Source organism: uncultured Paenalcaligenes sp., assembly GCF_947630565.1.
Lineage (GTDB): Bacteria > Pseudomonadota > Gammaproteobacteria > Burkholderiales > Burkholderiaceae_B > Paenalcaligenes > Paenalcaligenes faecalis.
The window spans coordinates 84,444-98,142 of sequence record NZ_CANRIC010000001.1; the positions used below are offsets into that span (position 1 = coordinate 84,444).

The following is a 13,699-nucleotide window of genomic DNA, read 5'->3' on the forward strand; positions in this document are numbered from 1 at the left end:
TTATATTTGCCCACTTCTTCGCAGCCATTGCAGTGCCACACACCGAGTGACCCGAGGTCGCGCGCCGATTGTCTGCGTGCTATGACTACGGAGAATCACACTCATGAAACGCATGTTGTTTAATGCAACACACCAAGAAGAACTACGTGTTGCAATAGTCGACGGTCAAAAATTGATCGATCTCGACATCGAATCCGCCGGACGCGAACAGCGCAAAGGCAATATCTACAAAGGAGTCATTACCCGCATTGAGCCAGGCTTAGAGGCTTGTTTTGTTAGCTATGGCGAAGACCGCCATGGCTTCTTGCCGTTCAAAGAGGTCGCTCGCACTTACTTCAAAGAAGGTGTTGATGTACGTAGTGCCCGCATTCAAGATGCCCTAAGCGAAGGCCAAGAACTCATCATCCAAGTAGAAAAAGAGGAACGCGGCAACAAAGGCGCTGCGTTAACCACCTTTATTTCTTTGGCGGGTCGCTACTTAGTTCTGATGCCTAATAACCCCCGTGGCGGTGGTGTTTCCCGTCGCGTAGAGGGTGAGGAACGCCAAGAACTACGCGAAGCCATGGACCAGCTCAATACGCCTCAGGGCATGAGCATCATCGCCCGTACTGCGGGGATAGGGCGTAGCGTAGAAGAGTTGCAGTGGGACTTAAACTACCTATTACAGCTCTGGTCTGCAATTGATAGTGCTGCCAAAGAAAACCCAGCCCCTATTCTGATTTATTTAGAATCTAGCTTGGTTATACGTGCTATACGCGACTATTTTTCACTTGATATTGGTGAAATCCTAATCGATACAGACGACATTTATGAACAAGCTACGGCTTTTATGAATGTAGTGATGCCCGACAATGTCAATCGCGTGAAAATGTATAGGGACGATATTCCTTTATTTTCCCGATTCCAAATCGAAAATCAAATCGAAACTGCTTACTCGCGCACCGTACAGCTCCCCTCTGGTGGCGCTGTGGTCATTGACCACACCGAGGCCTTAGTCGCTATTGATGTGAACTCGGCTCGCTCAACTCGCGGCGCCGACATCGAGGAAACCGCATTACGGACTAACCTTGAGGCGGCTGACGAAGTCGCACGTCAATTGCGCTTACGTGACTTAGGCGGTCTGATTGTCATTGACTTCATTGACATGGAAGACGGCAAAAACCAACGTGCCGTAGAGCAGCGCTTAAGAGATGCTTTACATGTAGACCGAGCCCGCGTACAAATGGGCAAAATCTCTCGCTTTGGTTTGATGGAGCTCTCACGTCAACGTTTACGCCCTGCGCTAAACGAAGGCTCTCATGTTACGTGCCCACGTTGTACAGGCACAGGTGTTATCCGAGATGCAGAGTCCAGTGCTCTACACGTCTTACGCTTGCTACAAGAAGAAGCCATGAAAGAAGGCACGGCAGCTATTCATGCCCAGTTGCCCGTAGATGTAGCGACCTATCTGTTGAATGAAAAACGCAGTGACGTCACCAGTATTGAGTCTCGTCTCAACGTTAACCTAACACTGATTCCAAACAAAAATCTAGAAACACCGCATCACATTATTGAGCGTTTACGCCATGATGATGCTCGTTTGGATGAGCTAAAGGTCAGCTTTGAGCAGGTGAAGCCCGAAGAGGAAACTACACTCACGCCTCATCGCACCCATGAAATTAAACCACGCCCTGAGGCCCTAGTAAAAGGCATTACTCCGTCACAGCCTGCCCCTGGAGCCACCCCTGAGAAAACCCAATCAACGGGACTTTTTGCTCGTATTGGCGCTTGGTTCAAATCACTTACTGCACCTCCGGCTGCTAATGAAGAAAAAGTGGTGGAAAACAAAGACGAGCAGACGCAAAAGCGTCATCCTCGTCACAAAAATGATAGACGTAATACAGATAGACAGCGTCAGAACCGTAACAAAACAGAGCGCCGCCCAGATCCTACCGATCCTAAGGCCGTTGCTGAGACTACCGCTCGTAACCCTCGTCACCGTCGTCAAAACCCTAAGGCAGCCACGACAACACCGGCTATAGAGCCAACTACGCCCGTTACCGAGGAGACTCAAGAGCAACCGAATCGTCGTCGCCGTCGCAGCCCACGTAATCGTCGTCGTGACAATGCACCTACAGAAGAGCAGCAACAGCAAAATCTAGATCTACAAAACGACAGTACCGTAGAGGCTAACGATGCACCAACTCCTGCGCCTACCCCTGCTCCAGTAGCTAAGGAAACCAAAGCGCAAGACGAAGATTTATCTGCTGAAATCAATGACCAAGCAGACCAGGACGAAGATGAGCAGCCGTCTGAGCGCCGTCGTAGCCGTCGTCGCCGTAGTCGTCGTAGCCGTCGCCCTACAGAGAGCAACACCACTGCTGAAGATCAAATCGAGGAAACAGAAGAGGTTGCAACCACTGCCACCCAGTTTATTCCTCATGAAACCCCACGTTTTGATGCCAATGTACTGGAGCAAAACAAAGAGGAATCAGTAGAGCAGCCTGTTGTTGTCGCTGAAGTAGCTACTCCCGCTCCTGCCATAGAGCCACAGCCAGAAGCCCCACTAACAGAACCGGCTGTCGCTGTTACTAGCTCTGTCGAGGAACTACAAGCCGATTTAGCTCAGGCTGGCTTACAACAGGTTCAAACAACTCAAGCCTCACCTATTGCGGCCCCTGAGCCCATGCAACCTGTAGGTCGCAACCCACGTTCACGCTGGGCGGCTCCGGTTGCTTCTGAGCCCTTAATGCAGGTCGAGACAGGCGATGAGCCTCACCCAGTAGAAAGTGAGACTCCCGTAAAAGAGTCTCAGGCTACCGTTGCAGCAGAACCCGTCGTTGAGCAGGCCCCTGCTCCTAACACTGAAGACGCTGCACCACTAGCAACACCCTCTTCTATTGCAGAGGAAGTTGTCGCTGTTGATGAGCCTACTGTTGAAGCTGAAGCTGCTCAGCCTATTTTTGATCCTGCCGTTCTTGTCCCAACATTAGAGCAAGCAGGTTTAGAAATGGTTCAAACTCGTACCGATGCGGTTGATGTTGTTGCGGAACCCCCAGTTAAATTGGGTCGTCCACGTAAAGTCGTTGCCACAACGACTGACTCCGCCTTAGAGCAAGTGGAAACCTCATCCAACTAATCCTCTGACCCGAGTCACAACAAAAAGCCCCAGCTATTTTACATAGCTGGGGCTTTTGCTTTATCGTGTTTACTGTATCGTTACCGTGGCTGCACAGCCTCGGCTGGCTGACGCGTTAATAACGCAATAATTGAGGCCAACTCTTTACGCATTTCGCGACGATCAATAACGATATCAATCGCCCCTTTTTCTTGAAGAAACTCTGCACGTTGGAACCCTTCTGGAAGCTTTTCACGTACCGTTTGCTCAATAACACGAGGGCCAGCAAAACCAATCAAAGCATTAGGTTCAGCAACCACCACATCACCCATAAAAGCAAAACTGGCTGAAACCCCACCCATCGTCGGGTCTGTCAGCACACTAATAAAAGGCAAACCTGCTTCGGAGAGTTTTACGAGCATCGCATTCGTTTTAGCCATCTGCATCAAAGAAAATAAACTTTCTTGCATACGAGCACCACCCGATGCCGCAACACAGATAAAAGCAGAACGTGTACGTATCGCCTCTTGGACACCACGCACAAATCGCTCTCCCACTACAGAGCCCATAGACCCGGCCATGAACTCAAACTCAAAACAAGCAATTACTGCTGGCATGGACAGCACGGTCCCACTCATGACTACCATCGCTTCCGATTCCCCTGTCTCTTTAGTCGCTTGAGATAAGCGATCGGGGTATTTTTTTGTATCACGGAATTTCAGTGGGTCAACAGCACGCGTGTTTTCGCCAACCTCAGTACGGTTGTCTGCGTCTAAAAGAGCCTCTATACGAGCACGCGCATTAATACGCATGTGATGATCACATTTAGGACATACATTTAATGTAGCCTGCAGGTCTTCTTTGTAAAGCACTGATTCACACGAGGGACACTTAACCCAGAGTCCTTCGGGAACACGTTTACTGCTTTCGTGATTACGGTTAATTCGAGGAGGCAATAATTTTTGGATCCAGCTCATTGGGCAATCCTGTTCGGTTGACCTAGACATCAAAAAATAATCTAGATCGTAAATAGCTAGGCTCTTACGTACCTAGCCAAGTAAAAAGTTATCACAACACAAAATTTAAGCGATTAACGCCTGATGGACAGACTCCAACCAATCGGCTGCCGCCTTAATAGCCAACGCATCATCACCATGCTCATTAAAATTTTGTTCCATGGTTTCAATGATTTTGCTGCCAATTACCACGGCATCAGCATGCTCTGCTACTTTTTGTGCATTTTGTGCATCACGTATACCAAAACCCACGCCCACAGGGATCGTGACGTATTGTCGAATACGCTGCAACTGCTTGGCTACATCAGCCACGTCTAAGGAGGCAGAACCTGTCACTCCTTTTAAAGACACATAATAAACATAACCACGCGCAATGTCAGCAATCCGCTGAATTCGCGCATCCGTTGATGTAGGAGCCAAAAGGAAAATGGGGTCAACCTGATAATCCGTCAAGTACTGCACAAAATCCTCACATTCCTCTGGAGGATAATCAACAGTCAATACGCCGTCTACCCCAGCATGACCTGCAGCCTGAGCAAAAACCTGCTGCCCCATGGCCTCGATGGGATTGGCATAGCCCATAAGTACTACAGGCGTGGTCTCATCTGTTTCACGAAACTGAGCCACCATATCAAGTACCGTACGCAAGGATACACCGCGCGCAACAGCCCTTTCTGCGGCGCGTTGAATAACCGAGCCATCCGCCATAGGATCAGAGAAAGGCACGCCCAACTCAATCACATCAGCCCCTGCTTTAACCAAAGCATGCATCAATGGCACTGTCGCCGTCACGGATGGGTCACCGGTTGTAATATAAGGAATTAATGCAGCACGCCCATTTAAACGCTCAAAAGTCGCCTTTAAGCGCGGATTAGCAGTCATAGACATAAATAACACCTAAAAATTAAAGGCTAATGCCACTGAATTCAGCAACAGTATGCATATCTTTATCACCTCGACCAGATAAATTCACCAAAATGATTTTATCTTTAGCTAAGGAAGGAGCCATTTTAACGGCTTGCGCAATCGCATGAGAAGACTCTAAGGCTGGCATAATACCTTCGATACGACAGCAGTCATGAAAGGCCTTAAGCGCCTCATCATCATTAATGACCTCGTAGCGTGCACGTTTTAAATCTTTTAACCACGCGTGCTCTGGCCCAACGCCAGGATAATCTAAACCCGCCGAGATAGAGTGTGTCCCCTGAATCTGACCCGCCTCATCCTGCAGCACATAAGTACGATTACCATGTAGTACTCCGACCTGCCCCGCATTTAAGGATGCTGAGTGTTTGAGTGATGTTAAGCCTTCGCCCCCAGCCTCTACACCAACTAGCTGTACGTTAGGCTCATTTAAGTAAGGGTGAAAAATCCCCATTGCATTCGACCCACCACCTACTGCCGCTAAAATATAATCCGGTTGACGCCCGGTTTCGGCAGGCATTTGCTCTAGGCACTCGGTACCAATCACCGATTGGAAATCACGCACCATGGTCGGATAGGGGTGAGGACCTGCCACCGTACCAATAATATAAAACGTGTCTTCGATATTAGTTACCCAATCACGCATGGCCTCGTTCAAGGCATCTTTTAACGTGCAAGAACCGGAACTAACTGGGATAACTTCAGCACCTAATAATTTCATACGATACACATTAGAGGCTTGACGTTTCACATCATCACTGCCCATGTAAACCACACATTTCAAGCCATAACGAGCAGCGACTGTTGCTGTGGCTACACCATGTTGCCCCGCCCCCGTTTCAGCTATGATTCGAGGCTTACCCATGCGCTTAGCCAATAAAATTTGGCCAATACAGTTATTTACCTTGTGGGCCCCTGTGTGATTTAAGTCTTCACGCTTAAACCAGATTTGCGCCCCACCTAATTGCTCCGACCATCGCTTAGCATGATAAATCGGCGAGGGCCGACCGACAAAATGCTTTAACTCATACTCAAATTCACGTAGAAACTCGGGGTCATTACGGTATTTATCATAAGCGGCGCGTAGTTCGTCTAAAGCATGAACTAAGGTTTCGGCAACAAAAGAACCGCCATAAGGACCAAAATGTCCCTGCTGATCGGGATAGTTATAGACTGTCAAGGCATTACTCTCAGTATCTTTAATCATGACACACGATTATCGTGCAAAAAGGCATTTTAGCACCAACATTAATGGCGCTGTGCGTGCACCCCTGGGATTTCTTGTAGCGCACTGATTGTGCGCTGTATTTGCTCGCCATCATTGACCTCAATGGTAAAAAGCAACTGGGTCAGCGATCGACGACTTTGGCTGCTTACCCCTACTACATTCACGCGTAGCCGAGCAAACACCTCAGAAATATCCCGCAATAAATTGGGTCTTTCAGAGGCAGTCACAGACAAATCAATGGGATAAAGAGCATCAGACGTTTTACCCCAATCCACGTCAATAGCACGTTCAGGCTGAGCAGCTACTAAGCTACTATAAGACTTACAGTCACTACGGTGAATAGACACCCCACGACCTTTAGTAATATAGCCACAAATCGCATCGGGCGGCGCCGGCCTACAACAACGAGCCAATTGAGTCATCAATGAATCAACCCCAACCACCAAGACCCCACTGCGCCCTGTGCGCGTGACGTTAGCTCGATTCGCATTAAAGACTTTTGTTTGGGGCTCAGTATCATCCGTAACGGTAGGCGTCTTAAAAAGATTCTCTATGTGCCGCAAGCTAAATTCATCTTTAGCGACTGCTATATACAAATCATCGGCACGAGCAAAATCCAACTTTTGGGCTAACTGCTCTAGATTGACTGCCGTACGTCCTAAACGCTGTAGTTCTTTTTCTACTAGAGTCTGGCCCTGACTAATGCGCTGTTGTAACTCTACGGCATTAAACCAAGCTCGAACCTTTGCCCTTGATCGTTGGCTGGCCAAAAAGCCCAGCTGCGGGTTAAGCCAGTCTCTTGATGGGCCTCCGGATTTTGCAGCAATGATCTCTACGGTTTGCCCTGTTTTTAGTTTGGTGAGCAATGGAACCATCTGCCCGTCCACTTTTGCCCCCCTACAGCGATGCCCTAAGTCAGTATGTAAATAATAGGCAAAATCAACGGGCGTCGCCCCATAGGGCAGCTCAATCACACGAGCCTGAGGACTGAGTACATAAATATGTTCTGGTGTTACCGGAATAGCCTGATCTTCAGTTTGCTCATCGGTATGATCCCACGCCAATAACTGTCGCATCCAAGCAATCTTTTGCTCCTCTGCCGAAGCTGCCACCTGCCCACCTTTGGCCCCCGCTTCTTTGTAGTGCCAATGTGCAGCCATACCGAACTCAGCAAAATGATGCATTTCTGCGGTACGAATTTGAATCTCAAAAGTGCGGCCCGACTCATCGGCAACTACAGTGTGCAATGAGCGATAACCATTTGGCTTAGGACGTGAAATATAATCATCAAACTCATTGGGAATCGGTGTCCACATAGCATGAATCAGCGCTAAGGTGCTATAGCAGCTACGCTCATCCTCGACAATCACACGCAACGCTCGAATATCAAAGAGCTGATCGAAGCGCAAATTCTTATTGCGCATCTTGTTATAAATACTGTAAATGTGTTTAGGCCGACCATTCACATCCGCCTCAATCCCCATTTCCTTGAGTGCCTGTGTCAACGTTTGCACCACATGGGCAATAAAACTTTCTCGCTCGGCGCGTTTTTCTTCTAGTTGTTTAGCGATCGTTTTATAGGTATCGGGGCTTAAGAACCGAAAAGCCAGATCCTCCATTTCCCATTTTAATTGCCAAATCCCTAACCGATTTGCCAACGGGGTATAGAGTTCCATGGTCTCTTTTGCATAATCATATGGGCAAGGTTTTTTACAATGGACGAACCAGCGCAGCACCTGCAATCTAGAAGCCAGCCGCACCAAAACAATACGTAAATCTACCGCCATCGCCAAGAGCATTTTACGCTTCATCTCTTTTTGATCTGTGCCTGTGGCGGCTTGATCATGGGCCTGCGCAGCTAGCTCACCAATGTGATAGAGCGCTCTTGCCCCACCGACCATCGTAGCAACCTGTTCACCAAATTCCTTTTTGATTGCCTCGTGCTTCACTTTTTCATTTTCAGGGACCACCGCTAATAACGCACAAATTCGCGTATGTGCATCTGCATTTAAGTCGTGTAGAACCTCAATCACCGCTGCAATATGTGAATCCAGAGGTTCTCCCCATGGGGTGTACATGCCGTGAATCAAGGGTTCCACATGCTGCATAGCTAACTGTAATTTTTGCTGCTGAGCTATGGGCAAATCAGCGGCCACACGATGCAGCCAGTCCTCTGTAAAAGGGGATTGTGTGGTAATTGCCGACTGCGGCTGGGCGGGAATAAAACTAGACATGAGAACTACACACCAAATGAAATCACTACAATAGATATCTTACCTTTAGTTCTATCAACGAAAAACATAACGATATATCTGGTTTCCAGATAACTTACGCCGGATACTCTGGCAGATCAAAAACCTGACGTAAATAAGCCAAATACGCTGGATCATCACACATTGTTTTACCGGGTGCATCAGAGACTTTTGCTACAGGTTGCCCATTACAGCGCACCATTTTCATCACCACCTGCAAAGGCTCATACCCCAGGTCGTTAGTCAGATTCGTGCCTATTCCAAAAGAAACATGGCAGCGTCCAGCAAAATGCTTGGCTAACTGAATCGCCTTAGGAATGGTTAGTCCATCAGAAAAAATTAATGTTTTTGTTCTAGGATCAACACGATTTTGTTGGTAATGAGCCAATAAACGTTCTCCCCAAACAAAGGGATCACCAGAGTCATGGCGTGCACCATCGAATAACTTGCAAAAATACATATCGAAATCAGCAAGAAACGCATCCAACCCATAGACATCGGACAAGGCTATACCTAAATCCCCTCTGTACTCTTTAGCCCAAGTTTCAAAAGCGAATACTTGAGAGTCTCGTAGGCGTGGCCCTAGCGCCTGGCACGCTTGCAGGTATTCATGGGCCATGGTTCCTAAAGGTAGCACCCCATGCTTTTTTGCCATCCAAACATTACTTGTACCCGCAAAATGGCTACCCATTTGCTCTTTCATGGTGATAACGACCTCGTCATGCCAACGTTTGGAAAAACGACGTCGAGTGCCGTATTCTGCAACCCTAAAGTCTGCTAAGGCCGGATCATCTAAGACCCAATGCATTTTTTGTTGTAGACGTTGACGTCCCTCTTCCCAATCAGGTGTAGGCTGGGTGTTGCGAAAATACACTTCATTCACAATCGCTAACACGGGGATTTCAAATAAGATCGTATGTAGCCAGGAGCCCTCTACCTCTATGCTGAGTTCTCCGGGTTTATCTCCGTAATCAATATGAATGCAGCGTTCTGGCAGGTGAAACAAACCAAGAAAATCCACAAAATCACTTTTGATAAACCGGAGCTGCCGCAGATAGTTAAGCTCATCTTCGCGGAATCGAAGCTGGCACAGTGCTTTGACCTCAGCGCGGATTTCATCTATATAAGGATGTAGGTCAATATTAGGTGTACGGCACTGATAGCGATACTGAACCTGAGCAGCGGGAAAATGATGCAATACCACTTGCATCATAGAAAATTTATATAAATCAGTATCAAGTAAGGAAGTAATAATCATGGCCACGCCAGTCTAAACAAAGGGATACGGTCTGCACGTCTTCTAGCTATATTGTATGTTTTATACCAAGCTAAAGGGCCAAAAAGCGACTCTTTGGTTTAATTTCCATCTAAAGCCCATATATTCGTTAAAATAGATCCTTTTATCGAAAAAAATGAACCAATAGTTTTACAATCTGTCTATTTTCGATAACCTTACTATCATTTACCATCTTTTGATTGCATTGAATCACGCTGGAGCCACACTATGACACACGTCGTCACCGAAAACTGTATTAAATGTAAATTTACCGATTGCGTCGATGTCTGTCCGGTAGACTGTTTTCGCGAGGGCCCTAACTTCCTAGTTATTGATCCTGACGAATGTATTGACTGTGCGGTTTGTATTCCTGAATGTCCAGCCAATGCTATTTTCGCCGAAGAGGATGTCCCTGCCGATCAACTCCAATATATTGAGTTGAATGCAGAACTCACTCCTATTTTCGGCATGATCAATCGCTCTAAAGACCCCTTACCCGATGCCGATAATTGGAACGGGGTTGCAGATAAACTGCAATATCTAGAGCGTTAAAAAATCACTTTGCACACAAGGGCACCATTATGCTGTATGACTTACACGAACTACAACGTTCGTTTTTATCGCCGTTGGCTGCTTTCTCAGGCTCCAGCGCACAGCTTCTAACCCATCCTTATAGCCCATGGGCTTACACGCCCCTCTCCAAACAACTGGCTGCAGGCTACGAGCTTTTGCACCGTTTGGGCAAAGAATACGAAAAACCACTGTGGGATATCCCCTCTATTGAAAAAGACGGAAAAACAATACCCGTTAAAGACGAAACAGTCCATCACTTACCTTTCTGTAACTTAGTGCATTTCGAGCGTGAAGGCCTAAAGAAAAAAGAACCTAAGGTGCTAATCGTCGCCCCGATGTCGGGGCATCATGCCACGCTACTGCGCGACACAGTACGTACTATGCTAGTTGATCACGATGTCTATATTACCGACTGGATTGACGCTCGTATGGTACCGTTATCTGCGGGCCCTTTTCATCTCAATGACTATGTACGCTATGTAGAACATTTTCTTGAGTTTTTAAATGACGATGTACATGTTGTCGCCGTCTGCCAACCTACTGTGCCAGTACTGGCAGCAGTGTCATTGATGTCGGCACGCAACAGCCCCCATGTGCCAAAAAGTCTCACGTTAATGGGGGGGCCGGTTGATACTCGCGAATCACCGACTCAAGTAAACCGTTTGGCTACCACCAAACCATATAGCTGGTTTGAAAATAACTTAATTCAGCGTGTGCCTGCTCGTTATGCAGGGGCTGGTCGTCGTGTTTACCCAGGCTTTCTGCAACACACTGGCTTTATCGCCATGAACCCAGATCGCCATATGTCCTCCCACTATGATTTCTACAATCACTTAGTCAAAGGGCAAGATGATGATGCGGAATCCCATCGCCGTTTCTATGATGAGTACAATGCTGTTTTAGATATGCCAGCTGAGTTCTACCTAGATACGATCCGAATTGTTTTCCAAGAGCACGCCTTACCAAGAGGTACTTGGGAGGTCGATGGCGAATTCGTAACGCCTGCTGCTGTTACTAAAACCGCCCTATTCACCATTGAAGGTGAATTAGACGATATCTCTGGTTTAAATCAAACTCGCGCCGCCCAAACGCTATGTGAAAACATTCCTGAGGCCAAAAAACAGCACCATACCGCAATGGGCAGTGGCCACTACGGTATTTTCTCCGGTCGTCGTTGGCGTAATAACATTTACCCATTAGTCAAAGACTTTATTCAGAAAAACGCCTAACCATTCGGTTTTGGCAAAACAGGGGGCTTGGCCCCCTTTTTCATTATGCACACCTCCGAACTCATACAACGTATCGACGCAGTCTTACCGCAAACCCAATGTACTCGGTGCGGTTATGATGCGTGTTTGCCCTATGCTCAAGCGATTGCCATAGACAACGAAGCCATTAATCGCTGTCCACCAGGAGGCAGTGCAGGGATTGCCCTACTGGCTCAAATTACCCACCAAGCCATTCAAGAACTAGATCCTGAGTGCGGCACTCATAGCCCTCCTACTGTCGCCGTGATTGATGAAGAGCACTGCATTGGTTGTACCTTATGTATACAAGCCTGTCCGGTGGACGCAATTGTAGGGGCCAATAAACTCATGCATACCGTATTAGCTGACCGCTGCACAGGCTGCGATCTTTGCCTTGCCCCCTGTCCGGTGGACTGCATAGAAATGCAACCTATTGATAGAGAATGGACTGATGAGCTAGCCCAAGCTGCTCGCCAGCACTTTCAGTTACGAGAGCAACGCTTAGCACTAAAACATGATGAATCCGCATCCGTTGCTGCCCGTGTACTGGCCAACAAACCTAAAGTGAGTACACAAGCCGATTCTTCTACACACCGCAAAGCCACAATTGCCGATGTATTAGCCAAAGCACGCGCCCGCCGTCAGTCTTAATTGAAAAATAGTTAGCCTTATGAACCGTGAGATACGTACTGAAATTTTTTCTCGTCTTAGAGCCGCTAATCCGCACCCTACGACCGAGCTAGAATACGAAAATACCTTTCAATTACTCATTGCTGTTATTTTGTCTGCTCAGGCCACAGATGTCTCGGTCAATATCGCCACCCGTCGATTCTTTCCCACCCATGGCTCTCCCGAAGGCATACTAGAACTGGGGATAGATGGGCTTACTGAGTGTATTAAAAGTATTGGTCTCTATAAAACTAAGGCCAAAAATGTCATTCGCACCTGTGAATTGCTCATCGAGCACTTTAATGGTGAGGTTCCAGACACTCGCGAACAACTAGAAGCCCTACCTGGGGTTGGACGTAAAACGGCGAATGTAGTGCTCAATACCGCCTTTGGACAATATGCGATGGCAGTAGACACCCATATTTTTCGAGTCTCTAATCGAACAGGTATTGCTAAAGGCAAAAATGTGCGCGAGGTCGAGGACCGTCTCATGCGCCTAGTACCCAAAGAGTTTCTATTAGACGCTCATCATTGGCTCATTTTGCATGGTCGCTATATTTGCGTTGCTCGCACTCCCAAATGCCCTCAGTGTGGCATTGCGGACTTATGCGAATACAAAGAAAAGACTAAGGGCAAGTCCTAGCTATGTAAAACCCGCATAGCCGTTTTTTGTGTTGCACTGCATAATAAACGCATCACTGGTCATTTTTCCTCAATAGGAAAGAAAAATGAGTAAAACGGCACTAGAAATTCGGCATTTACATGTCTGGCATAATAAAAAGCCCATCATTGAAGACTTTAATTTAAGCGCTAAACAGGGCGAAATGATCGCCCTAGTTTCTGCTTGCAAAGACTCTCAACTTTCTCTGTTAGACAGCCTTTTAGGTGTCAATACAGATCGCCAAGGCTCTATACGGATTCATCAAACCGAAGCCATCCATTTAGCCGCACAACGCGTACCTGATTTAGGTATGACGCTGTGCTCTAAAGACACGGGATTAGTTTACGGGTTGTCCTGCCAAGAAAACCTTCTTTTACCTCTAGAAAGACATAGCCTAGGTGGTGGATTGTCGTTGACGGAAATCTATGACTTATTCCCTATTTTGGCTCAACAAAAAGAAGCCCCTTGCACGCGCCTTAGCCCTGGGGAGCAGCAGCTACTTGCTCTGGCCCGAGTCTTACGTACAGGTGCTGATATTATCGTGCTACATGACCTGTATGCTGATTTTTGTCCCGCGATTCAATCTTCGGTAACAACACTACTCAAACAGCTTAAAGAGCGAGATTACACACTCATTTTAAATGAGTCCAACAAACCCTTTGCGGCCAGCCTCGCTGATCGCCTCTACTGCATAAAAAATGGTAGAGCAAATCTATACGAGATCCATCACAATCACCCTATTTCAGCATAAACAAT

Annotated in this window: 11 protein-coding genes; 6 read left to right on the top strand and 5 right to left on the bottom strand. The window is 47.3% G+C overall.

Annotated features, from left to right (window positions below; genetic code table 11):
- The first annotated feature begins 103 nt into the window (after window positions 1-103).
- Window positions 104-3,118, top strand: a complete 3,015-nt coding sequence (locus Q0Z62_RS00430; protein ID WP_298050102.1) for an Rne/Rng family ribonuclease — start codon at window positions 104-106, stop codon at window positions 3,116-3,118.
- A gap of 80 nt (window positions 3,119-3,198) precedes the next feature.
- Here the strand turns inward: Q0Z62_RS00430 and accD are convergent, their stop codons facing one another.
- From accD to pncB, 5 genes are all read right to left on the bottom strand, one after another.
- The gene (gene accD, locus Q0Z62_RS00435; RefSeq protein WP_298050105.1) at window positions 3,199-4,074 is read right to left on the bottom strand and encodes an acetyl-CoA carboxylase, carboxyltransferase subunit beta; all 876 of its coding nucleotides are present in this window, start codon (window positions 4,072-4,074) and stop codon (window positions 3,199-3,201) included.
- Between the two features lie 105 nt (window positions 4,075-4,179).
- Complete coding sequence (gene trpA / locus Q0Z62_RS00440) at window positions 4,180-4,995, bottom strand: tryptophan synthase subunit alpha (RefSeq protein ID WP_298050181.1); 816 nt, start codon at window positions 4,993-4,995, stop codon at window positions 4,180-4,182.
- A 22-nt stretch (window positions 4,996-5,017) separates the two neighbouring features.
- On the bottom strand, window positions 5,018-6,217 hold the full coding sequence (trpB, locus tag Q0Z62_RS00445) for a tryptophan synthase subunit beta (protein WP_298050183.1): 1,200 nt from the start codon (window positions 6,215-6,217) through the stop codon (window positions 5,018-5,020).
- A gap of 68 nt (window positions 6,218-6,285) precedes the next feature.
- Window positions 6,286-8,499 (bottom strand): bifunctional (p)ppGpp synthetase/guanosine-3',5'-bis(diphosphate) 3'-pyrophosphohydrolase, encoded by a 2,214-nt coding sequence (locus tag Q0Z62_RS00450; RefSeq protein ID WP_298050106.1) that lies wholly within the window; start codon window positions 8,497-8,499, stop codon window positions 6,286-6,288.
- A gap of 94 nt (window positions 8,500-8,593) precedes the next feature.
- The gene (gene pncB / locus Q0Z62_RS00455) at window positions 8,594-9,775 is read right to left on the bottom strand and encodes a nicotinate phosphoribosyltransferase (protein WP_298050109.1); all 1,182 of its coding nucleotides are present in this window, start codon (window positions 9,773-9,775) and stop codon (window positions 8,594-8,596) included.
- 246 nt (window positions 9,776-10,021) lie between these two features.
- Between pncB and fdxA the strand changes: the two genes are divergently transcribed.
- The 5 genes from fdxA to Q0Z62_RS00480 all read left to right on the top strand — a co-directional run bounded on the left by fdxA (window position 10,022) and on the right by Q0Z62_RS00480 (window position 13,694).
- Window positions 10,022-10,345 carry a ferredoxin FdxA gene (gene fdxA, locus Q0Z62_RS00460; RefSeq protein WP_269901522.1) on the top strand — a complete coding sequence of 108 codons (324 nt, stop codon included), beginning with the start codon at window positions 10,022-10,024 and terminating at the stop codon, window positions 10,343-10,345.
- A 29-nt stretch (window positions 10,346-10,374) separates the two neighbouring features.
- A complete protein-coding gene (locus Q0Z62_RS00465; RefSeq protein ID WP_298050113.1) occupies window positions 10,375-11,595 on the top strand; it encodes a polyhydroxyalkanoate depolymerase in 1,221 nt (406 codons plus the stop codon).
- A 45-nt stretch (window positions 11,596-11,640) separates the two neighbouring features.
- Window positions 11,641-12,264, top strand: coding sequence for an RnfABCDGE type electron transport complex subunit B (locus Q0Z62_RS00470; protein WP_269901520.1), 624 nt, complete (start codon window positions 11,641-11,643; stop codon window positions 12,262-12,264).
- Between the two features lie 19 nt (window positions 12,265-12,283).
- Complete coding sequence (nth, locus tag Q0Z62_RS00475; protein ID WP_269901519.1) at window positions 12,284-12,925, top strand: endonuclease III; 642 nt, start codon at window positions 12,284-12,286, stop codon at window positions 12,923-12,925.
- A gap of 85 nt (window positions 12,926-13,010) precedes the next feature.
- Entirely contained in the window at window positions 13,011-13,694 is a 684-nt protein-coding gene (locus Q0Z62_RS00480) for an ATP-binding cassette domain-containing protein (protein ID WP_298050117.1), read from the top strand.
- Window positions 13,695-13,699: the final 5 nt, after the last annotated feature.